22 protein-coding genes are annotated in these 21,617 nt (G+C 40.1%); 20 read left to right on the top strand and 2 right to left on the bottom strand.

All coding sequences use genetic code 11. The features are described from left to right. Positions 1-143 precede the first annotated feature (143 nt). The 14 genes from HYU69_05435 (at position 144) to HYU69_05370 (ending at position 12,555) form a co-directional block, all read left to right on the top strand. A complete protein-coding gene (locus HYU69_05435; protein ID MBI2269785.1) occupies positions 144-953 on the top strand; it encodes a hypothetical protein in 810 nt (269 codons plus the stop codon). Beyond that, entirely contained in the window at positions 950-1,321 is a 372-nt protein-coding gene (locus tag HYU69_05430; protein MBI2269784.1) for a hypothetical protein, read from the top strand. Before HYU69_05435 ends, HYU69_05430 begins: the two co-directional genes overlap by 4 nt. Further along, complete coding sequence (locus tag HYU69_05425) at positions 1,302-2,246, top strand: hypothetical protein (GenBank protein ID MBI2269783.1); 945 nt, start codon at positions 1,302-1,304, stop codon at positions 2,244-2,246. Before HYU69_05430 ends, HYU69_05425 begins: the two co-directional genes overlap by 20 nt. Further along, complete coding sequence (locus HYU69_05420) at positions 2,234-2,644, top strand: hypothetical protein (protein ID MBI2269782.1); 411 nt, start codon at positions 2,234-2,236, stop codon at positions 2,642-2,644. The genes HYU69_05425 and HYU69_05420 overlap by 13 nt, the downstream gene beginning before the upstream one ends. A 78-nt stretch (positions 2,645-2,722) precedes the next feature. Beyond that, positions 2,723-3,217, top strand: a complete 495-nt coding sequence (locus HYU69_05415) for a type II secretion system protein (GenBank protein MBI2269781.1) — start codon at positions 2,723-2,725, stop codon at positions 3,215-3,217. A gap of 224 nt (positions 3,218-3,441) precedes the next feature. Further along, positions 3,442-4,587, top strand: a complete 1,146-nt coding sequence (locus HYU69_05410) for a type II secretion system F family protein (GenBank protein ID MBI2269780.1) — start codon at positions 3,442-3,444, stop codon at positions 4,585-4,587. A 161-nt stretch (positions 4,588-4,748) separates the two neighbouring features. Next, positions 4,749-5,168, top strand: a complete 420-nt coding sequence (locus HYU69_05405) for a prepilin-type N-terminal cleavage/methylation domain-containing protein (protein MBI2269779.1) — start codon at positions 4,749-4,751, stop codon at positions 5,166-5,168. A gap of 68 nt (positions 5,169-5,236) precedes the next feature. Beyond that, entirely contained in the window at positions 5,237-5,812 is a 576-nt protein-coding gene (locus HYU69_05400) for a hypothetical protein (protein MBI2269778.1), read from the top strand. After that, positions 5,809-7,251: a type II/IV secretion system protein gene (locus HYU69_05395; GenBank protein ID MBI2269777.1), complete on the top strand. Its 1,443-nt coding sequence runs from the start codon at positions 5,809-5,811 to the stop codon at positions 7,249-7,251. Before HYU69_05400 ends, HYU69_05395 begins: the two co-directional genes overlap by 4 nt. A gap of 23 nt (positions 7,252-7,274) precedes the next feature. Then, positions 7,275-9,173 carry a general secretion pathway protein GspD gene (locus HYU69_05390; GenBank protein MBI2269776.1) on the top strand — a complete coding sequence of 633 codons (1,899 nt, stop codon included), beginning with the start codon at positions 7,275-7,277 and terminating at the stop codon, positions 9,171-9,173. Then, a complete protein-coding gene (locus HYU69_05385; protein ID MBI2269775.1) occupies positions 9,173-10,387 on the top strand; it encodes a hypothetical protein in 1,215 nt (404 codons plus the stop codon). Before HYU69_05390 ends, HYU69_05385 begins: the two co-directional genes overlap by 1 nt. A 178-nt stretch (positions 10,388-10,565) precedes the next feature. Then, positions 10,566-11,102 (top strand): hypothetical protein, encoded by a 537-nt coding sequence (locus HYU69_05380; protein MBI2269774.1) that lies wholly within the window; start codon positions 10,566-10,568, stop codon positions 11,100-11,102. Next, a complete protein-coding gene (locus HYU69_05375; GenBank protein MBI2269773.1) occupies positions 11,099-12,073 on the top strand; it encodes a hypothetical protein in 975 nt (324 codons plus the stop codon). Before HYU69_05380 ends, HYU69_05375 begins: the two co-directional genes overlap by 4 nt. 23 nt (positions 12,074-12,096) lie before the next feature. Further along, positions 12,097-12,555, top strand: coding sequence for a hypothetical protein (locus HYU69_05370; protein MBI2269772.1), 459 nt, complete (start codon positions 12,097-12,099; stop codon positions 12,553-12,555). Between the two features lie 198 nt (positions 12,556-12,753). On the opposite strand, the gene HYU69_05365 is transcribed toward HYU69_05370, so the two are convergent. Next, positions 12,754-14,592: a carboxypeptidase regulatory-like domain-containing protein gene (locus HYU69_05365; protein ID MBI2269771.1), complete on the bottom strand. Its 1,839-nt coding sequence runs from the start codon at positions 14,590-14,592 to the stop codon at positions 12,754-12,756. Positions 14,593-14,708: 116 nt separating this feature from the next. Here HYU69_05365 and HYU69_05360 point away from each other — a divergent pair, with 116 nt between their 5' ends. Beyond that, positions 14,709-14,942, top strand: coding sequence for a hypothetical protein (locus HYU69_05360; GenBank protein MBI2269770.1), 234 nt, complete (start codon positions 14,709-14,711; stop codon positions 14,940-14,942). Positions 14,943-14,954: 12 nt separating this feature from the next. On the opposite strand, the gene HYU69_05355 is transcribed toward HYU69_05360, so the two are convergent. Beyond that, positions 14,955-16,001 (bottom strand): acyl-CoA reductase, encoded by a 1,047-nt coding sequence (locus HYU69_05355; GenBank protein MBI2269769.1) that lies wholly within the window; start codon positions 15,999-16,001, stop codon positions 14,955-14,957. Between the two features lie 407 nt (positions 16,002-16,408). Here HYU69_05355 and HYU69_05350 point away from each other — a divergent pair, with 407 nt between their 5' ends. From HYU69_05350 to HYU69_05330, 5 genes are all read left to right on the top strand, one after another. Beyond that, complete coding sequence (locus HYU69_05350) at positions 16,409-16,759, top strand: 4Fe-4S dicluster domain-containing protein (protein MBI2269768.1); 351 nt, start codon at positions 16,409-16,411, stop codon at positions 16,757-16,759. Between the two features lie 92 nt (positions 16,760-16,851). Further along, positions 16,852-17,766: a hypothetical protein gene (locus tag HYU69_05345; GenBank protein MBI2269767.1), complete on the top strand. Its 915-nt coding sequence runs from the start codon at positions 16,852-16,854 to the stop codon at positions 17,764-17,766. A 29-nt stretch (positions 17,767-17,795) separates the two neighbouring features. Then, positions 17,796-19,196 (top strand): peptidoglycan DD-metalloendopeptidase family protein, encoded by a 1,401-nt coding sequence (locus HYU69_05340; GenBank protein MBI2269766.1) that lies wholly within the window; start codon positions 17,796-17,798, stop codon positions 19,194-19,196. Positions 19,197-19,312: 116 nt separating this feature from the next. Next, positions 19,313-20,383, top strand: coding sequence for a 3-phosphoserine/phosphohydroxythreonine transaminase (gene serC, locus HYU69_05335; GenBank protein MBI2269765.1), 1,071 nt, complete (start codon positions 19,313-19,315; stop codon positions 20,381-20,383). 285 nt (positions 20,384-20,668) lie between these two features. Next, positions 20,669-21,607 carry a DUF2279 domain-containing protein gene (locus HYU69_05330; protein MBI2269764.1) on the top strand — a complete coding sequence of 313 codons (939 nt, stop codon included), beginning with the start codon at positions 20,669-20,671 and terminating at the stop codon, positions 21,605-21,607. Positions 21,608-21,617 lie beyond the last annotated feature (10 nt).

Genomic DNA, 21,617 nt, shown 5'->3' with positions numbered 1-21,617 from the left:
TGTTATTTCTTCGCAATAGTCTGATAATATGGTTAATACAGTGGTGGCGTAACACTAAAATTTGCCTCATTTTTACTGAAATTAATCCTATATTTACCATGCAAAAAGGCAGCTAAAACAACTGCCTTTTTTAGCCTCTGTCTATGAATTATTTTAAGCCATTAACTACGATAGCTTTCTCTCTTTTTTGTGCCGCGTCACAGTTTGTTTATTCCCAGAAGGTGCAGCAAAACTATTTCACGGTTTATATAAACGACTCTGAAAATAACTGCACCATTAAAGCGGAAGTATGCAATAAAAAATCAAAGATCAGGTATTCCGATACACTTAAGTATTATTGGTACGGCACAAACAAAATTATTATTACCCAGGGAGCCTCGGACGGAAAAATACTTCATGGCAAATATTCAACGTTCTATTATAACAATAATTTAAAGGAACAAGGTTTCTTTAAAAAGGGGATGCAAAATGGTCAATGGAAAAAATGGAACAGTACAGGAATAATACAGGATATAAGCAACTGGCATAAAGGTTATAGGCAGGGAAAGCAAATCCTGTTTGATTCCGCCGGGAATAAAGCAAGTGAACTATCTTACAAAAAAGGAAAGCTGCACGGCCCTTTTGTGATATACATTAAGGGGAAAGTTGCGTCAAAGAAACATTTTCAAAAAGGTGTTGAACTTTTACCGGGCGATGAAAAAATTGCGAACAGGGTAAAACATAAACTTCAATCCTTTTTTGGAAAGATGAACAGCAGCCTGAAGCGCAAGTCCAGCAAAGTATCCACAGGCCCGGATAACACAATTGAAAAGGAAGCCGGCAGCGATAAAAAACAGGATAAGAAGAACGAAGTAAGCAGGCAGAAGAAAGAAAAGAAAGCGGATAAGGCAACTGAATTATCCCCGCAAACAAAACCTGGCACACCCATGCCGCCTGCTAGATCCGAAAAATGATCAGGAACCTGCATAAGAAACGATTAAAGGCCGGAGCCATGCTTTACGCGATCAGCATCGCGATACTGCTTTCATTGCTGAGCAGTTCATTGATCGGGTATTCCTATTTCGGTAATCTTCATTTCAGCTATTACAACGAGGTGAACCAGACACAACTCAATGCCAGGTCGGGATTAAACATTTTACTAAGCGGGAGTGATGAAGTAGCGCTTAACACAGAAAAAGAAATTGACTTGTTTGGCACCGGCACCGATAGCGTAACTCTTAAGCGAGCCGCCTGGGGTATTTTTGAAACAGCGACAGTAACAGCGCATTCCAAGCAAGGTCTAGCAGGCAAACCTGAGTGCCTTGATAGGAGCCGGACTTGACACAACTGAAAAAATATCATTGTACTTGTCCGATCTCGACCGGCCCTTAGCCGTTTGCGGAAAAACTGACATTAAGGGCACAGCCTATATACCCGGATCGGGTATTAAGGGCGCTTATATTGAAGGCAAAAGTTTTTTGGGAAAGAAATATGTTGATGGCATAATAAAAAACAGTTCTAAAACTATTCCGGGGTTTAATGAAAAATTAACAAAATCACTGGCGGAACTTTTGAATAAGAATATTGCCGAAGGCGACAGCATTTTCAATCTCGCGAACAACGAATTGCCCGATTCATTGAAGAACCCGTTCACTGAAAAAACGATATACATCACATCGGTCTCAACCATTGAGATCAAAGATCAGCGTTTCGCCGGAAACATTTGTTTCATTTCCGGCAGTGGAATAAAGATCGGAAGGAATGCGGAGTTGAAAGATGTACTATTAGCGGCTCCCGGAATTGAAATTGAAGAAGATTTTGAAGGTACCCTGCAGGCCTTTGCCAGCGATTCAATTGTAATAAATAAAAATGTAAAGCTAAACTATCCCAGCGCCCTTGGCGTAGTCCGTACAAACACATCAAAAGCAAATGTCTTTATAACTATTAAAGAAGACACGAAAATTTCAGGTTCTGTTTTTGCCTTTCAGGATCCGGAAAGCAGTAATGTCACCAACCAGGTACATATAGCGATCGAAAAGGGAACAATTATAAGAGGAACAGTTTACTCCTCAGTTTCAGCCGATCTGAAAGGAACAATATATGGCAGCTTAACCTGCGCGAAAATTATCCTCAATACGCCCTCATCCGTTTATGAAAATCATTTGCTTGACGCGACTATCGATCCCACAAAACTTTCAAACTATTATGCCGGTATGATCAGCAATTCACAAAAAGGCGGTAAAAAAATTGCGAAATGGCTCTATTAAAAAATATCTCCCTCTCTGGAGTTTATCCCGACAAAGGAGGGAAAGGGGGCGGGGTGAGGCTAAAAGGTTCCACCCTCATTGAATCAATCGTAGCAACGGTCATCATTATGTTTTGTTTTACCGCTGTTACAACCATTTATGTAAATGTGTTCCGTGCCGACGATCACACACGAAGATTTAACGGACGGATGATATTAAAAAATACGGCACTAAAAGTAAAGACCGAAAAGACCTTTCTCGATCAGACATTTAAAGTAGATGAATTAACGGTAGAAAAAACAGTTTCAAAATATGGTGAATCAGCCGGATCGGACCAACAACTGTGGTTATTGAAACTTAAGTTATTCGACCCTGACAAGAAATTATTAAGTGAATACAAGGAATTAATAATTTACTGAATCTTGGCAGGAGCGGTAAAATATGCTTAGATTCAGATATACAGATACGTTGAAATAAAAAAAGAAATATTGGTACAATTGATGCGATTAAAAGGTTTTACAATATTAGAGATTCTGATCTCCATGGTACTGTTCGGCATGATAACGGGCCTTGGCAGCAGCGCGTACTTATTTGTATCGAAACAGTTTCTGGATTATAAAAAAACAGATGATGTTGTAAAAAGCAGTTTGACCCTGGAAGCACTGTTAAATAAGGATTTTACGGAATCGTACTCGGTTAAAAACACAAATGAAGGATTGGTTTGTACTTATACTGGTAAAGACCCCGTTCAGTATAAATTAAGCGATCAATACATAATCAGAACCCAGGCACAGCAGCCGGATACATTCAAAATACCAGCATTAAATATTAAAATGGCATTGAATGATAAGGATATTGTATACAACTCATTGATAAGCGAATTATCATTCGGCACAAAAATTTCCGGGCAAGACATGCAGCTGAATTTTTCAAAATTGTACGGAGCCGATTTGTTAATGGAATTGGAAGGAGATAACGGTGACACATATTAGTGGAATTTATATATCGGACGGCGGGAAGACGTCCACGAAAGGTGTGAACCGGAAGTTTCGCGGCTATGCGGCGTGGGCCATGTGCGACAAGCGAAAGCTTCAGGTTGGCTTTCGTGGTGCCCTTTTCTTTGGTTCGTTTCTTTTGGGCAAGCAAAAGAAATGAACGAGGATGTGCAGAAGAACTTGAATATACAAGTGTTAAAATGAAGTTTGAAATAAGGTAAATGATCGATTTAGCAACATATCAACGACAAGACATAAAAAAAGAAGCGAAAGCCTCTGCAAAGGGTAGTTCTCTTATGGAATTCCTCAATAAAGACATTAAACTCTTTAAAACAGGATTTTCCGACAAAAAGAAAGAACGCTTTTATTCCGAACTGAACATACTTTTTGACGCAGACCTCGATATAAAAACCTCGCTTGAATTGATTGCCGGTCAGCAAAAGAAAGAAGAAGACAGGTTGTTATTTGAAAACATTAAAGACATTGTAGTTGGCGGTAAAAATCTATCCGAAGCCCTTGAAATGACGAAGCAGTTTTCAGCCTATGAATACCAAAGCATAAAGATCGGGGAAGAAAGTGGAAAACTAAGCCTGGTACTGGTAGAACTTGCCGACTATTTTAACAGGAAGATCGCTCAAAAGCGGCAAATGATCAGCGCACTGTCCTATCCCGCGATTGTGTTGGTAGTGGCGCTGGGGGTAGTTGGATTAATGTTAAGCATAGTAGTTCCGGTATTTGCCGATATGTACAAAAACCTGAAAAGTGAACTGCCCATCCTTACACAATATGTAATGAAAGCCTCAAAATTAATGTCGAATTATCTACCATTAATTATCCTGGCGATCATAGGCTCGGTCATTTTCTTTTTTAAAGTGAAGGAAAAAGTTTGGTTCAGAAAGCACAGTTCAGCCGTTTTACTAAAGATCCCCACATTAGGTTCCCTCATTCAAAAAATATACCTGGCCCGTTTTTGTAAATCAATGAACCTGTTGCTTTCGGCCAAAACACCCCTTGTTACAGCTATTGATATGGTCAAGAACATGGTAGGGTTTTACCCCATCGAACATTCTCTGGAAACAATAAAAGATGATATTCTGAAAGGCGGTTCATTGTACCAAAGCCTGTCAGCATTCCCGATCTACGAACGACGCATGCTCTCATTGATCAAAGTAGGAGAAGAAGTGAATCAACTGGATGTGATATTTGGTAAGCTATCTAAACAATACATGGATGATGTGGATTACCAATCCGGACAATTAAAGACAATAATAGAGCCCGTATTGATGATCTTCATCGGGTTATTTGTAGGAGTAATAGTAGTTGCGTTGTATTTGCCCATGTTTAACCTGGTGACAGCGTTTCATTAATTGATAAATGTAATTATGGGTTTAAATATTACACAGAGAACCACGGAGGAGTCACTGAGTTTCACAGAGGGAGGAATTTCTCAGTGCTTCTCTGTGACTCCTCTGTGTAACTCTGTGAAACGTCACTCATTAACAATAACGATTTATAAAATGCAATCATCATGAAAAATAACAGAAAGTTCAAAGACAAAAAACTAAAAGGATTCTCCCTGATGGAAATTCTCATCGCTTTAGCGATCATAGGCATATTAGCCGCGCTGGTCTCCACAAACATGTTTGGATTTATTTCCAAAGCGAAAAGCGTGGAAGCACAGGAACACCTCGACCAGATCTACACACTGGAGAAACAATATTTCTACATGCAATCCAAATATTCAAACAGCCTTCCCGAGGTCGGCTACGAACACGCAAAACTTGTTTCAGAAGGAGGCAAAGGCAACTACAAATTCGAGATCGTTGAAGCCACCAACAATAAATTTTTGGTACGAGCCACAGCTGTGACCGATTTTGACGGTGATGGTATTTTCAATGTCTGGGAAAATGACCAGGATAAAAATCTTAAAGAAGTAACACCGGATTAGTTATTGAATTAATAAGTTATTGAGTCATTGAATTGATGAACCATTTGTTTTACATAACAGAAATTACTTTGCTTTTAATCCTCGCTTACCAGGATTTTAAGGACAGGACGGTCTCGTCAATAGCGCTATTAATTCTGTTCATTTTGTTCTCCATACAATCCATACTGACAAACAGTTTAGTGCAGGCCGGAATATATTTCGGAATCAACCTTTTTATTCCCTTCATCCAGCTTGCAGGACTTACCCTATACGCCGCCATTAAAAACAAACGATTTGTAAATATTATTGACACCCAGATCGGATTGGGAGATATTTTGTTTTTTGTTTTGCTGTGTACGGTTTTTTCACCGGCTAATTTCTTCCCATTTTATATTGGCAGTCTTCTGGTAGCCGCAATTTTGTTTTTTATTCTTAAAAAACTTAAGCTGTCTGATACCAATGAAGTTCCATTGGCGGGTGTTATGTCTGTTATGTTAATTATTGTGATAACCGTTAAGAGCATAACTCCTGCAATTGACCTATATAATGATTACTGGGTATTGAAGATATTTAATACGAAAACTCTTTCTCATTTTTTCTCCTTCTCCTTTGGAGAAGGTGTCCGAAGGACGGATGAAGCCATTTTAACCCTAATTATAACTTGACAGAAACCGACCACATATCACTCACCATCGAGCTCAAGCAGGTACTCACAACCGGGCAGGCATGGCATTACAACATCATTCCTAAATCGGTTGAGGGAAACACAATAGTGTTTTACGCCGATGAAGAATTATATTCCGCTTCCTCAAAAGACGAGCTGGAAATATTGCTGGAAAAAAACATACAGATCGAAAAGATTCCTTCTTCCCTTGTACAAAAGGCATTGGGTAAATACTACCTGAAAAACACAGCCGGAAATGGAATAGAGAAAAGCCGTAAAATCGCGGTAGGGCAATCAGAAGATTTTTTACAAAGTCTTATTAAAGAAGCCAAACAGCTTCACAGCAGTGATATTCATATTGAAGTGTATGAGCAAAAATGCAGGGTGCGTATGCGTATTGATGGTATGTTGATTGAGCGCTATACCATTGATAAATCCGAATACCCATCACTTATAAATAAAGTAAAGATCAAAGCGAACCTTGATATAGCCGAAAAGCGTTTACCCCAGGACGGCCGTATTTTCTTTAGCAGCGAAGATGGAAAGTTTGATATTCGTGTATCCATCCTGCCAACCCTTCACGGGGAGAAAATAGTTTTACGTTTATTAAACAACGATGCCGCGAACATCGACATCAATCAGCTCGGTTTTTCGGATATAGAATTGAGCTATTTCCTGGAAGGCGTAAAAAAGCCGCATGGAATACTACTGATCAGCGGACCAACCGGGTCCGGAAAAACGACCACCCTTTATGCCACATTAAAGCTTCTGAACAAAGAAAAAACCAATATATTAACCGTAGAAGATCCGATAGAATATACCCTCGAAGGAGTTAACCAGGTACAGCTGAAAGAAGAAATCGGACTCACCTTTGCAAGTGCACTTCGTACTTTCCTGCGCCAGGACCCCGATATAATAATGCTGGGAGAAATACGTGACGGCGAAACAGCGCAAATGGCCATCCGTGCAGCCTTAACCGGGCATCTGGTGCTTTCTACAATTCATACCAACTCAGCGTGGGGTACCATTTCACGGCTTTCGGATATGGGTGTGCCTCCTTTTCTTATTGCAAGTACATTGAACACAACAGCTGCTCAGCGTCTTGTGCGTTTATTGTGTCCGCATTGTAAAAAGCAGGAAGCCTTTGATGAAGCATGGTATCCACGAGTATATAAAGCCCCGGAAAAAGTAACAGAACACTTCACGGCACAGGGTTGTGAAAACTGTCATCATACAGGATACAAAGGCCGTAAGGCCATATATGAAGTTATCCCGGTTGACTTTGAACTGGCCGAACATATAAAGAAGAACAGTACAAACATAACAGAATACCTGCAGCAAAAAGGCATTAAAACATTAAGCGAAAACGCGTTTAACCTGTTTAAAAATGGCGATACCTCAATAGATGAAGTATATCCTATACTTTCAAATACGAATTAAAACGAATATATATGAATTGGAAAATGAGTAGAATAATTGCTTTGCTGGTCATGCTGCTGGCGGTGAGTTATACATTTGGCCAGGATCGCTTCCAGGTTATTGAAGCAAAGTTGAAAGAACTTTCCAAAACTTCTTTAGGCCTGACTAATAAAGTCGAATACTCAATCGATAACATCACACTGCAAAACCTGATCGGCGGACTGGCGGAAAGCAACAGCCTTAACATTAGCGTTGATAATAGCCTCAATACAGTAGTAAGCAATAACTTTTCAGGAGTAACCGTAGCGGATGTATTATTGTTTTTATGCAAAAAATACGACCTGGACATCAACTTCATAGGCTCAATCATGTCGATTGTAAAATACGTTCCCCCGGTGGTTGAACAACCAAAAACTCTTCAAAAACAGATCAAAGTGGCATACAACAAAGAGAAAAATTTGTTAAGTGTCGACCTAGTAAATGATAGTCTTTCCGCGTTTGCAAAAGTAGTTACAAAAGCATCCGGAAAAAACATATTGATTTCCCCCGATATGGCTTCAAAGCTTGTAAACGGCTACATACAGGATATGCCTTTGATTAATGCGTTTGAAAAACTGGCCTTCGCGAATAATTTCAAAATAACCGAAACACCCGACAGCACATTCATGATTGAAAAGGCAGATGCCGTTTCCCAGAACCAGCCGGGAGGAAATACAAAGAATAAAAAAGCAGATAACAAAAATTCACCAAAAGAATTAGCCGGACTTGATTTTAAAATTACAGATGACCTTATAACCGCATCGGCCAATAATTTACCGATAGCAGATGTAATTGCCGTAGCAGCTGGAGAATTTAAATACAATTATTTCTTCTTCTCAGAAATGAAAGGCAATGTTACCATGAATGTAAAAAATATGACCTATGAAGATTTTTTGAGATATGTATTGAACGGTACAACCTTCACCTTCAAGAATGAGAACGGCATCTATCTTTTCGGAGACCGTTCAATGGAAGGCCTTCGGGCCACAAAGGCCATTTCGCTCAAATACAGAACCGTGGAAAAAGTGGTCGATTTTATTCCCCCGGATTTGAAAAAGGACGTAGATATAAAAACCTTTCCCGACTTAAACAGCATTATACTGAGCGGTTCCCAACCCCGCATAAATGAAATAGAAGCATTCATTCGCGATATAGACAAAGTAGTGCCGGTAATAAACATTGAATTGATCATTGCTGAGGTGAATAAAACACATTCAGTCGCGACCGGAATTGAGGCGGGTCTTGGCACTAAACCCGCCACAACAGGCGGGACTGTTTTTCCGGCACCGAACATGACGATCAGTGCTCAAAGTATAAATGATTTGCTCTCCGGGCTAAGTGGCTTTGGGGGGATCAACCTGGGAAATGTAACCCCGAATTTTTACCTGAATTTGAAAGCGATGGAATCAAACGGACTGTTAAAAATGCACTCCACACCCAAGCTGGCCACATTGAATGGACATAAAGCCACATTATCCTCAGGCGAAACACAATACTACCTGGAAACAACAAATAATATTGTAGGTACACTAAGTCCGACCCAGCAAATATCCCAGCAATACAAATCAACCAATGCCAGCCTTACACTCACCATCGAACCAATGGTATCAGGAGACGAACAGATCACACTCGATATAGCCGTAAAGCAATCCACCTTCACAGCCCGTGTTTCCCAGAACGCCCCTCCCGGAACTATTTCAAGAGATTTTCAATCACTTATACGGGTTAAAAATGGCGATACCGTAGTATTGGGCGGCCTCGATCAGAATAGTGTCAACGATTCAGGATCAGGAGTTCCTTTATTGTCGCGTATCCCGATCATCAAATGGCTGTTCAGCAGCCGTACACGTGCAAAGACCAATAATAAACTTACCGTTTTCATAAAAGCGACAGTCATTCACTAATGGCAAATAATTTCAACATAAATAACATCATTAAACCCTCACAGGTAGCCGGACTTGATATTTACATCCATCCCGATGGACACTATACGTTCAATACAGTTGTTCTGAAACAAAATAAAAACGCGATCGCGTTAATAAAGCAAGAGCCAAACATAAAAAGCATTGAGGAGTTGAAAAATATCGTCAATGCTAAAACCCCGCTGTCGATTGTGATCAATGGCAAGGGCATTTTACAAAAGAAAATTGAAGTCACTGAAAATGACACACCCGCAGCATTGCTTAGTAAAGTTTTACCCAATGCCAAAGCGGAAGAGTTTTTGTTATCCAGGTACACCATTGATGAAAACCAGGCCATTGTATCAGTGATAAGGAAAAATGTCCTTGATCCCATCATTGAGCAATTGCAAAAAGCCGGATTAGATGTCATCAATCTTTCATTGGGACCATTTGTAGCAGCACAGTTGCTGCCAGTTATCAATAATAAAAATAACTCCATTGCTCTTGAATACTTTAACCTTCAAACCGAAGAAAATAGAGTTATCGGCTATGAAGCAACAGAAAGAAGTACCGAAACTAAAGTCAAGGTGGGGAGTGACACAATCAGCAATCACCTTTTAATAGCCTTTGCCGCTTCATTCAGGGAGTTTCTCGGGGCAAGCGAATCCGACATCCCGGAAGTTAATGTCCTGCGTAACACATACAAAAGCAAGCGAATATTTAAACTGGCAGGCACCAGCCTTTTTATTTTTTTTATCAGTGTGTTATCGATCAATTCTTTTATCCTTGATCACTACAGTAAGCAGGCTAAAAACCTGAATTCACAGGTAAATATAAGCAGAGGCATGCTGCAGAACCTTGAAAAACTTAAAACAGAATTGAGCGAAAAGTCGGCATTCATGAACAAAATGGGACTTTTACAACCCGGCCGCAGCTCATTTTTCGCCGACCGTATTGCCGGAATCATACCAGCCTCCATTCAATTAAAGGAAATGAACATAAACCCCCTGGTTAAAAATCCCAACGATGACAAAGACATCGCGTTTAATGTGAATTCAATTGAGATGAAGGGCGATTGCAAAAAAAACACCGAGTTGAATGAATGGATAAAACAGCTTAAGCGCTTTGATTGGGTCAGCGATGTTACATTGACAAATTTTACCCAGGATAAAGAGAAAAATGCGGGAATTTTTAATATGGAGCTGAAGATTAAATAATAGAGTTTATATCGAATAAACTTTTTTGTGGGTTTTAGTGTTTTTGTGCTTTAGTGGCAATTGGATTTTGGCCACCAAAGCCTGTCTGCCGACAGGCAGGCACAAAAGCTCTAAATTTTTCCCCATATATTTTTTTTGAAATTGTATATAATAATCTAATTCGGTATAATCTCTAAATATGTTCAAAGATCTGACATACGAAAAAAAGAACCGCTGGCTAATAGTCATCGCCATATTGCTGGCCATGATCATATATTCTCTTTTTATAAAGAAAACAATTGCTACAATAAGTGAGTGTAATGAACTCAATAAGAAAATGGCAATGGCCGCAAATGCCCCGGTGCAAATAGAAAAGATACAAGGCGAGTTATTCATATTGAACAGCGTGATCGGTTCAGATCAAAGAGCGGAAGCCCCTGCAAGAGAAGAGCTGTTAAGCCTTCTGACCGAATATTGCCAAAGTTCAGGCATTGTATTGCGGGAATTCCCTCAGACTGTTATAAAGCAGGACAAAGACCTGCTTGTTGAAACAAATACATTTACAATTGAAGGGCCATATACCAGGCTGCTTAAACTGGTTTACGAACTCGAGCAAAAGAAAAAGATCGGTAAGGTAAGTTCCGTTACCTACCAGGCAAAAAAAGACAATACAACAAAGCGACTCGTATTAACCGCGACAATTTATTTACAAAACATAAAAAAACAAGTATTATGATGCGTCCCCAAAAAATATTCCTGGTCAATCTTACCGCCATTTGTTTGTTAATGCTGGTATTGATTTGCGGATCCTGTAAAGATATAGTGGAACCTGATCTGGGTAAGAAATCAGTTAATTTATTGAGTCCTGCAAACGGGTATAATTCACAATCAGCCAATATTACTTTTTGGTGGGAAGAAGTAAAATACGCCACGCAGTATCATTTGCAGGTTGTAAAGCCAGATTTTAACAATATCCAGGCGTTGATGCTTGATACAAATGTTACTTCCAATAAATTTGCTTACACTTTTGGTTCCGGAGCTTACCAGTGGCGAATAAGGGCAGAAAATGGTTCTTCTCAGACTGCTTATGTAACGCGGGGTTTTTCAGTCGACAGCACACTTAACTTAAGTGGCCAGGCCATCGTGCTCGTATCTCCGTCCGACAATTTTATAAGTAATACATACAAACAACAGTTTAAATGGTACCCGCTTTCCAATGCCGATGATTATCGCTTTGAAATGTTATCAGGCACCGGCACTATTTATATAAACGCCACCTACACAAAGGATACGCTCACCTATACATTCTCAGGTGACGGCACATACACCTGGCGAGTGAAAGGACAAAATGTACAATCATCAACACCTTTTACTTCTCGTACCATTACAATTGACGCATCAGCGCCAAATACACCAACTTTACTGCTGCCCAATGATCAGGATTCAACAACCTTTTCAGTTGGTACAAAGAGCAAAGCCGCCATTAATTTATCCTGGGACAGGGGCACGGTAAGCGGTTCGGCAATAACAGATAGTGTATTGGTATACCAGGTTCCCGCCACATCAAATTTTCTTTATAAATCAACAACATCCACAATATATTCCGATTCCCTGCCACTCGGTACATACTACTGGAAAATCAGGTCGTATGATGCGGCAGGAAACAAGAGCGCATATAGTGTCGTCCGATCATTTAAAGTGAAGTAAATAACTTTGTGAAAAATAAAAAAATGACATACTTAATGGTGCCCGTGGTTATTGCCATCTGGGCCTATGTCTTTTATAGCATATTTGGAAATAAAGATAAACCGGATAAGGATTTACTTCATCCGGCTAATGCTGCAAGGTTAAATAATACAACAGGGCAGCCTGTTGATACATTTTCGATAAAGGCAGATTACCGCGATCCCTTTTTGGATAAGTTAATGGGAGGTGAACAACCTAAAAGCGCTTCTGCGATAAAAACACCTCCTGTTAAAGTTCAACCGCTTACCACCTGGCCCCAGGTAGCTTATTTCGGGATTATCAAAAATCAAACTGGAAACAAACAACTTGCTTTACTCCAGATCAACGGGAAACAAAGCCGCATGCAACTGAACCAAATGGCAGGAGATATTACTTTAATGAAGATCACAAAGGACTCGGTACAGGTTAAGTTTGGTAAGGAGATGAAGTATGTGAGGCGGTAGGAACGAAAGTAAGCCGGGATGTATTGAATAAAAATGTCTTCCAGGTAATTGCCGGAAGACATTTTTATTTTTTTAAAAGCAGGTAGACTTAGAATGGGCTTTATACCACCTTCCCACCAAGTCTGACAAAATTAAACACGGTTGACGGCTAGTTGGTATTATGCCCCGCGTATTTAGCATTCTTGTTAGCGGCCTGTATTACTCCTTAATAACTTTAAGTGTTTTGTATTCACCATTGGCAGTCATCCGGATAAAATAAATACCTGAAGCTTTTATTTGATCGTTGCCAACCTGGTACATATACGAACCTGCGGGTTTCATCATGTTCTCAATGGTTGATATTTTCTGACCAAGACAGTTGTATAGTTCCATTACAACATTCGCTTTTTCAGTCAGCTGAAGTGAAATTTGTGTATTTGTTGAATATGGATTCGGATAAACACTCATTGTTGCCGCAGAACTGTTAAGTTCTTTAACAGCAAGTGGTAAACAGCTCGGGTGACTTGGGTTTATAGAGTCAGGGTTGATGGTGAAATCAAGGCATGTGATTGTTGTTGTTCCTGCAGGTATTGTAAAGGAATAGGTTCCGGCCATTTCCAATCCCGGAACATCAACAACTACGTCATAGTTGCCCGGGTTAAGATTACCTACACCAAAAACACCATTTTGATCGGTTGTCACTTCCAGTGAAGCACCGCCGTTGGGTTTCTTTTTTATGATAATATCAATACCCTTTACATCATTGGTAGCCATTACAGAGAAGTCGTTCTTGCCACTGCCGCCTGATTTTTTTTGCGGCAAATTCACAAACGGGAAAGTAGTGGTTATTGATCCGCTTATTGTCACCGGGTTGTTTTGTGGAGCATGGTACTTGATCGTTATGTCTTTTCCTGTAACATTACATTTGCAGCCAATCGTATTTATTGTATCGGCATCAAGCCAGGTAGCCGCAGAATTAGCTGCTGTATCGCCAAAATAAGTTGTCAGTGAATTCGGGTATTGCAATGAGTCTGGTCTAACCGCCACACGGTAGTAGCCGTAAGGTATCGAATCAAATTTATATTTCCCGCTCGCGTCGGTTTTTGTTTTTGCCAAAGCGTCATTTTTGGTGAAGTTCGAGAATTCACGGTATAACCATACCTCGTTGCCTGCACCTAACGTAGCTGTGCCGGATGAATCGTATGCAGTACCTGAAATTGATCCGAATTCAACCGGTAAAGTATACCAGGCCATATTCGATTTATTATCGTTATCGCTATCCTGTATAAACATCAGGACCGTTGAAGCAAAACTGTTGTTGCGTAAAAAGCTATAACGTGTTAAAGTGCTTGTAAAACTGAAAAGTTTTACGTTCGATGCGTTATAAACAGTGTCATATTCAGTAACAATTTCTTTGGTGAGCAGCACGCCGGTGAATGTGCCGGCAGGAGTTTTAAGCGTGCCAAAGCCTTCGCTGCTCATGGTTTTCATGCGGACAATAACATGTGTCACGGTTCCGAAAACTGAAACGTCCATCGTACTTTGGGCTCTCATAGTATCTATTACAGAAGTTTGCGGATAGGTCATCTCGAACGGTACAACAAGTTCGGGCTTGGTGAATTCATATGGTTTGTTGGTTAATTTCTTAAAGCCATATACGCTGGTTTTTTCATCGTGGGCACCTATAGTATAAAACCCGTCGTAATTAAGTTTATAAAAAAGGACAAGAGAATCGGCGGTAGCGGCTTTTTGAACGGCTCTTACAAATACACTGTTAGTTGCATCTTTACCGCTATTGGGGATCTTTGCCGTAGCAACAAGACCCGGGCTTTTGGTTACCAGTGTGAATGTATCACTCGATTGGAAATTGGTTGAGTAGTCCCAGGTTTTCGCGGTACTTCCTCCCACAGGCATAGGTAGTATATTAGTTGTTGTATCCCATACTTCTTTAACCTGTGTGCCATTAACAGGTAAAAAGGTACCATAAATAGTTGGAGCCTGAGCAAAAGAAGTGGCAGTTGTTATGGAAGCTAAAACGAATGTGTAAAATTTTTTCATCTTTAGTTTGAATTTATTTGAAACAAATGTAAGATTTTAACCACTTCAAGTCAAATTGAATTTTAAGTAGTTTTTAAGTTCAAAAAAGCGGCTTTAAAAGGCTAAATTTGATACAAATGAGCGTATCGAACAGAAATAGATTAAATAAAGTATTCTTCGTTAGCATCTTATTTTTTTTAATTGCCTGTCGATCAAGCGGGCCCGTCAATAAAACACGTGAACAGCGGGTAAAGCCAAGCGATGCCATAAACAGGGAAAATAAGCGGGTTATAAAAAAAGGTATTAAAGCGGATAAACGTGAGATGCGAAAACGCAGGAGAGCCATGCGTAAGACGGGGCATTATTCTTAAATAGTACTTCCTTTAAACGTTCAATAAAAATTTCATGGTGTCCAGTCCATCCGCATAATCCCATAGTTCAGGTGTTTGTGCCTCACCAAAACCGACAGTGTTTTTAATGCATTTCATTTTCGAAACAATACATTGTATGTGTGGAGCATCCATGCGAAGCCGTTCGATCAGGTCAGGCTCACTTTTATAATATTCATAATACAACACTGCCACCGGTGAGGCAAGCCCAATGTCTTCTTTAAGCAGCAGAAACCCGTTTTCAAGGAGTTTTATTCCGCTCATCAGGTAAACGGTTTTATTGTACTCGTAATTATTGCAGTATTTATTGTTTTGTAATACCGAACGAAAATCAAAAACGGCTCTGAAAATATTGTCGAAATCATATCCGGTCGGGACAAATAGTTTTGAAACGTTTCTGCAGCCGAGGCCGAAATACTGAAAGATATCATTGCCAAGTAAGCGCATTTCATCCGCTGTTTCAGAGCCATTCAATACAGCAATGGAGTTACGGTTTTTGCGGATTATATGCGGAAGCTTACTGAAATAATATTCGAAATACCGCGACGAATTATTGCTTCCGGTGGCTATCACAGCATCTATATTTTTTAATTGTCCTTCAGTAAAAGTGATGCGATCTTTAAATTCGGGATCGATCGAAATAAGTATTTCCGCCGCACATTTTGGCAATTGCTGATCATTCGATGAGGCTTTAATGATCAGCTTATGACCACTCATCAGCACACAAAGCATATCATGGAAGCCAACCAGCGGTATATTGCCGGCCATGATAATGCCTATGTTTTTTTGGGTTACATCTTTTATTTCGTAACTATTCAGCCATTTTTCAAGATTTTCTCTCGTGAGCATTTTGCCCAGAGCCTCAAATGCGTTTAAAACATTTTCTTTTGTAAACCAGCCATTGTAAATATGAACAGAATGGGCTAATTCTGCCAGTTTTTGGGCATGAGGCGTATCCGGAATTGTTTCATCTGCCTGTGCCGCCAGTTTAAATACACTACCGAGTTGTTCAAAGGCATTTATTTTTTGCTGAATTATCATCAGATTAACAAAATAAGTTTACGTTTTTATTATTAGTGAAATAAAAATACCAGAATCTCCGTCTTTCACGTTTCATTTAACATCTTCCTCGGCTTTCTTATAAAAAACAGGTGTAGTGCACAATTACGCAGTCGCGGTTTTGCATAGTAAAAACCGCCTGAATATGAATTTGGGTATAGGTATTTGCCATAATGATTTATATTTCGTCCCTGACGGGACTTTGATTAATGGGTGTGGTCTTCTACCGATATTTCCCGCCTCCGGCAGAGGTGTTCCTACGGAACAAAACAAATTACAGACAAAGCTAAAATTCTTTCCAGCACATCAGAATTATTTTATCCCATCTTCCATCCCTCATTTTCCATTTCCCATAACATTCGTATCTTTGCAGTTCAAAGTTAAGAGATATGGCTATTAAAATAACAGATGAATGCATTAATTGCGGAGCCTGTGAACCAGAGTGCCCCAACAATGCGATATATGAAGGTGCTGCCGAGTGGCGCTTTGCGGATGGAACTTCTTTAAAAGGAGAATTTACGGGGAAGAATAGCAAGCAAACTGTGGACGCAGATGCAGCTCAGTCGCCTAAGTCAATGGATCTCTATTATATTGTTGCGGATAAATGCACAGAGTGTACAGGTTTCCATGATGAGCCGCAATGTGCAGCTGTTTGTCCTGTTGATTGCTGTGTTAGCGATGAAGATAATGTTGAAACAAAAGAGGAGCTGCTGGCTAAAAAGGAATCTCTCCATCTGTAAGCATAAATATTTAATATTTTAATGCCATTCACCTCAGGTGGATGGCATTTTGTGTGTAATATAGTGAATGATAATAACGTTATAACCTGAGCATGAGTATTCGTATAAAATACATTGTGACCGGTCTTGTTGTTGCTTTAGTGCAATGCGTAATGGCCCAGCAGGGCTTTAAAGCGTATGAGGATACGCTATTGCAATTGGAAAAGAATCTATACTCCGTTAAAACAGATAAAGCAAAACAGGAGATCAATACTAAATTTAAAACCGTATTTGAGCGTGCGTTAAATATCTGTACCTCTTTCGAATACCCCTTCGATTCCCTAAAAGAAATTGGCCGGATCTATTCGCCCGATAAGAGCTTTAGGATCATTAACTGGGATATTCCGAAAGAAGATGGAACGTATAACCACTGCGGGTTTATACAAACCTATGATGCCAGGCGCAAGACCTGTCGTTTATACGCGTTAATTGATAAGTCGGACGATATAAAAAATCCGGATAATACTGTTGGTGATGCCAATAAATGGATTGGAATGTTGTATTACAAAATAATTCCTGTTAAAGTTAAACGGAAAAAGTATTATACTCTCTTGGCCAAGGATGGGAATGATAAACTTACCGGCAAAAAGATCATTGACGTACTTTATTTTGTTTCTGACGGCAGCCCTCGTTTTGGCGTTGATCTTTTTAAACTGGAGAAGAGATCTCCCAAAAGGGTCATTTTCGAATATTCTGCACAAACTGCCATGTCATTAAAATATTTTGAGGAAACCAAACGGATCGTTTTCGATCATTTATCGCCATCTCAGCCCGGGTTTGAGGGACAGCACCAGTATTATGGGCCCGATTTCAGTTTTGACGCGCTTGAATTTAAAAAGGGCAAATGGGTTTATGTGGCCGACGTAGATGCACGGAATGGTAAATCCACTAAGGATAATAAGTATAATGACCCTAAGGATAAAAGCAGGGAATATGATAACGAAAAACTTTATGAACCGAAAAAATAGTTGTAAATTGCTTGGTAAGTATTCGGTGTATGAAACAATACCTGCTTTTAACTTCAATTATTTATTCTTCGCTTTTTGTTTTTGGTCAGATTCCCACGGGTGGAGGCGAAGTTTTAACAAAATCTGCCGATTGCATATCTGATAAGGAAAGAGATTCGATTTTTGAAATAGCAAACCAAAATGCTATTCGGTTATCATTAAATTCCCTTCCGGTCAACTCGAAAACATCAATTGTAGCATTTGATTGGCCCTTGGAGAAGGATATAAGCCTTACCGATCCAGGTTATTACGCTATCTCCAACTATGTTGATCAGAATACGGCTTCCTCCCAGGTGAAGGATTATAACTGCGGCGCTATTACGTATGATGGTCATAAAGGAACCGATATTGTATTATGGCCCTTTAATTATGATAAGATGAACAGTAACCTTGTAAAGGTTATTGCCGCTCAGGCAGGAACTATTACGTATTGGCACGATGGGGAGTTTGACATGAATTGCACATCCAATTCAAATCCCGCCAATGCTATTATTGTACAACATGTGGATGGTTCTGTGGCATTATACTGGCATATGAAAAAAAACTCATTGACTGCAAAGGGTGTCGGATCCACTGTTTCTAAAGGGGAGTTTCTGGGGATTGTGGGAAGTTCGGGCAAATCTTCAGATCCTCATTTGCATTTTGAGGTTTACACCACGGCGTCAAAAACAAATCTCATTGACCCTTTTTCAGGTACTTGTAATTTACTCAACGGCACTACATCCTGGTGGGCGGGCCAATTACCCTATTATGATGCCAAGCTGGATAAGATAATGACCGGAAGCGCTGTTCCTGTTGTTAAATGGGGATGTCCGGCAAATGGTTCTGTTTCATATGAAAAGAAAACATTTTCACCGGGAGAGATCGTTTACTTTTCCGCTTTTTATCATCTTGAAAGATTGGCCGATAATACGGCTTTTAAAGTATACAGGCCGGATGGGTCGGTTTGGAAAACATGGTCACGCACATCAGCCTCCGATTATGATTATCCAACCTTCTGGTGTTGGAATTATACTTTACCCGCCAATGCCCCAATGGGAAAATGGAAATTTGAAGCGATGTATAAGACCCAGACTGTAACAACTGATTTCTATGTAGGAATAACAGCTGTAACAAATGAAACTATTCCGGGGGCGGAATTTTATATTTACACTGATCCGGCAGGAAGGGAATTAACAATAGTTGCGGGTAATGGTCAGAAAAACGAAAGTGAAATCTGTATAATTGATCTTTTGGGCAGGCGGATTTTTTCGGATAAGATTGTTGTTCCGGATTCAACCATAAAGGTCATCAATCTTCCTTCCGATATGGCTGCCGGTATATACACAATTGTTATTAGCGGCAGAGAGGAAGGCAGTATTATTAAAAAATTTATGAAACGGCAAGAGTGAATAATTAAGCAAATTCCTGCCAATAATTTTCTGCAATTTCATTGTTCAAGTCAAATCTTTTTTACCTTTAAGGCATGGAAACACTTATATCAACAATCAAAAACCAGCAGAAGACAATGACGAAGGTTCATAATTTCAGTGCAGGTCCCGGTATATTACCGCAGGAGGTTTTACAACAAGCCGCAGAAGCTTGTATTAATTTTGATAATCTTAATCTTTCTCTGTTAGAGATTTCTCACCGCAGCAAAAATTACGAGGCTGTAATGGAAGAGTCGATGGCGCTTGTTAAAGAATTATTATACCTGGATGATAGTTATAAAGTAATGTTTTTAGGCGGCGGAGCCAGCCTCCAGTTCGCGATGGTTCCGTATAATTTATTGCGCGATGGCGGAACAGCCGGGTATGTAAACACCGGTGTTTGGGCCACCAAAGCGATCAAGGAATCGAAATTAATTGGTAATACGCAGGTTATCGCTTCTTCAGAAGACAAGAAGTTTTCATACGTTCCAAAGGGTTACGGTATCCCTACAACACTGGATTATTTGCACGTAACATCCAACAATACCATTTATGGAACGCAGATCAAGAAGTTTCCAACGGCTGCCAGTCTCGTTTGTGACATGTCAAGCGATATTTTCAGTCGTAAAGTAGACGGAAAGAAATTCTCACTGATCTATGCGGGTGCGCAGAAAAATATGGGCCCTGCAGGTGCTACCATGGTTGCTGTAAGGGAATCTGTTTTAGGAAAGGTAAATCGTCCGATGCTTTCAATGTTGGATTACCGTATTCATATTAAAAACGGTTCAATGTATAATACCCCTCCTGTTTTTCCTATTTATGTTACTATGTTGACACTTCGTTGGTTGAAAAAGAACGGAGGAGTGGAGTGGATCGAAAAAATAAACCAGCAAAAGGCGGATACGCTTTACACGGAGATCGATCGCAACTCGCTGTTTACAGGAACTACTGCAAAAGAAGACCGTTCGAACATGAACGTTACATTCGTGATGTCTAAACCCGAACTGGAACCCGAGTTTGATAAGCTGGCAAAATCGGCTAATCTCAGTGGTCTCCGCGGCCACCGCGATGTCGGAGGATACCGCGCATCCTTATACAATGCGCTTCCACTTGAAAGTGTGCAGGTATTGGTTGATGTGATGAAGGACTTTGAAAAGAAGTTCGCATAGCGGCCCTCGTATCCCTCGCTCATTATTGCTATCGTGAACGGGATAAATTTCAGCATAGTGTATTTAAAGGTTGGAAGTCCGGAGTCGGAAGCTTGAAGTCTTCCGGCTTCGGACTTCCGGCTTACAATCTTTTCAAAATGCAGTAACTTACCCCGTTTTATATGTAAAAATTACTTTTGAAGGGGTACAATCATGTTTAATACCAAGCCGCCAACAAGAATGCCAAATACGCAGGGCATAATACCAACTAAGTCATCAAGTCCACTGTTTTTTTTGTCAGACTTGATGACAAGTTGGTATAAAAGCAAACAAGCAATTCTTTTTTGTTGTCTTTCTTTCCCGCTATTTGCCGGTGCTCAGCAAAACGATACGTCTTCCTTTTTTGCACCCGCTCCGCAGTTTAATAAAATCAGGTTTAATACTGTGATAGCTGTTGAAGCCGGACTTTACGCCGGAACCCTGGCTGCATTAGGTACTTTGTGGTATTCAAATTACCCGCGCTCATCGTTTCATTTTTTTAATGACAATGATGAATGGCTTGCAATGGATAAAGCCGGACATGTTGTAACCGCATATTATATTGGCAGGACAGGACTTAATTTAATGAAGTGGAGTGGGGTAGAGCGCAAGAAAGCTATCTGGTATGGCGGCGGGGTAGGTTCTCTGTATCAAAGTACGCTCGAGATTCTGGATGGATTCTCTTCGCAATGGGGATTTTCTGTTGGCGATCTTGCGGCCAATACATTAGGAAGCGCTTTGCTGATCGGCCAGGAGTTAGCCTGGGATGAGCAGCGTTTTTCTTTTAAATATTCATTTCATCAAACGGAGTATCCACAATATCGCCCCAATATGTTAGGCAATAATTTCATGGAACAATCATTGAAAGATTATAATGGACAAACGTATTGGCTCTCGGCAAATGTCAGTTCATTTTTGCATAAGGAAAATAAATTTCCCAAATGGCTGAATATCGCTGTTGGTTATAGCGCCGAAGGTATGACAGGAGCTATGTTCAATCCTCCGTTCGATTCCGGGGGAAATTTGTTGCCCGTATTTGAACGCTATCGGAAAATATATTTATCCTTAGATGTTGATCTGACCCGTATCAAAACAAGGTCACATTTTTTGAAAACAGTGTTTAATGTTATTGGTTTTATTAAAATACCGGCACCTGCTTTGGAGTTCAGTGAGAAGGGGATGAAGGGTTGGGGAATTTATTTTTAATACTGCATCC

Source organism: Bacteroidota bacterium, assembly GCA_016183775.1.
In the GTDB taxonomy this organism is placed as follows: Bacteria; Bacteroidota; Bacteroidia; order JABDFU01; family JABDFU01; genus JABDFU01.
This window is presented reverse-complemented; position numbering and strand designations above follow the sequence as displayed.

Bases quoted from the DNA above. Each gene is read 5' to 3' on its own strand.
- HYU69_05420 (MBI2269782.1), top strand. From the start codon at position 2,234: ATGGCTCTATTAAAAAATATCTCCCTCTCTGGAGTTTATCCCGACAAA.
- HYU69_05360 (MBI2269770.1), top strand. From the start codon at position 14,709: ATGAGCGTATCGAACAGAAATAGATTAAATAAAGTATTCTTCGTTAGC.
- HYU69_05355 (MBI2269769.1), bottom strand. From the start codon at position 16,001: ATGATAATTCAGCAAAAAATAAATGCCTTTGAACAACTCGGTAGTGTA.
- HYU69_05365 (MBI2269771.1), bottom strand. From the start codon at position 14,592: ATGAAAAAATTTTACACATTCGTTTTAGCTTCCATAACAACTGCCACT.
- HYU69_05380 (MBI2269774.1), top strand. From the start codon at position 10,566: ATGTTCAAAGATCTGACATACGAAAAAAAGAACCGCTGGCTAATAGTC.
- HYU69_05390 (MBI2269776.1), top strand. From the start codon at position 7,275: ATGAGTAGAATAATTGCTTTGCTGGTCATGCTGCTGGCGGTGAGTTAT.
- HYU69_05410 (MBI2269780.1), top strand. From the start codon at position 3,442: ATGATCGATTTAGCAACATATCAACGACAAGACATAAAAAAAGAAGCG.
- HYU69_05430 (MBI2269784.1), top strand. From the start codon at position 950: ATGATCAGGAACCTGCATAAGAAACGATTAAAGGCCGGAGCCATGCTT.
- serC (MBI2269765.1), top strand. From the start codon at position 19,313: ATGACGAAGGTTCATAATTTCAGTGCAGGTCCCGGTATATTACCGCAG.
- HYU69_05435 (MBI2269785.1), top strand. From the start codon at position 144: ATGAATTATTTTAAGCCATTAACTACGATAGCTTTCTCTCTTTTTTGT.
- HYU69_05330 (MBI2269764.1), top strand. From the start codon at position 20,669: ATGACAAGTTGGTATAAAAGCAAACAAGCAATTCTTTTTTGTTGTCTT.
- HYU69_05370 (MBI2269772.1), top strand. From the start codon at position 12,097: ATGACATACTTAATGGTGCCCGTGGTTATTGCCATCTGGGCCTATGTC.
- HYU69_05350 (MBI2269768.1), top strand. From the start codon at position 16,409: ATGGCTATTAAAATAACAGATGAATGCATTAATTGCGGAGCCTGTGAA.
- HYU69_05340 (MBI2269766.1), top strand. From the start codon at position 17,796: ATGAAACAATACCTGCTTTTAACTTCAATTATTTATTCTTCGCTTTTT.
- HYU69_05345 (MBI2269767.1), top strand. From the start codon at position 16,852: ATGAGTATTCGTATAAAATACATTGTGACCGGTCTTGTTGTTGCTTTA.
- HYU69_05385 (MBI2269775.1), top strand. From the start codon at position 9,173: ATGGCAAATAATTTCAACATAAATAACATCATTAAACCCTCACAGGTA.
- HYU69_05405 (MBI2269779.1), top strand. From the start codon at position 4,749: ATGAAAAATAACAGAAAGTTCAAAGACAAAAAACTAAAAGGATTCTCC.
- HYU69_05375 (MBI2269773.1), top strand. From the start codon at position 11,099: ATGATGCGTCCCCAAAAAATATTCCTGGTCAATCTTACCGCCATTTGT.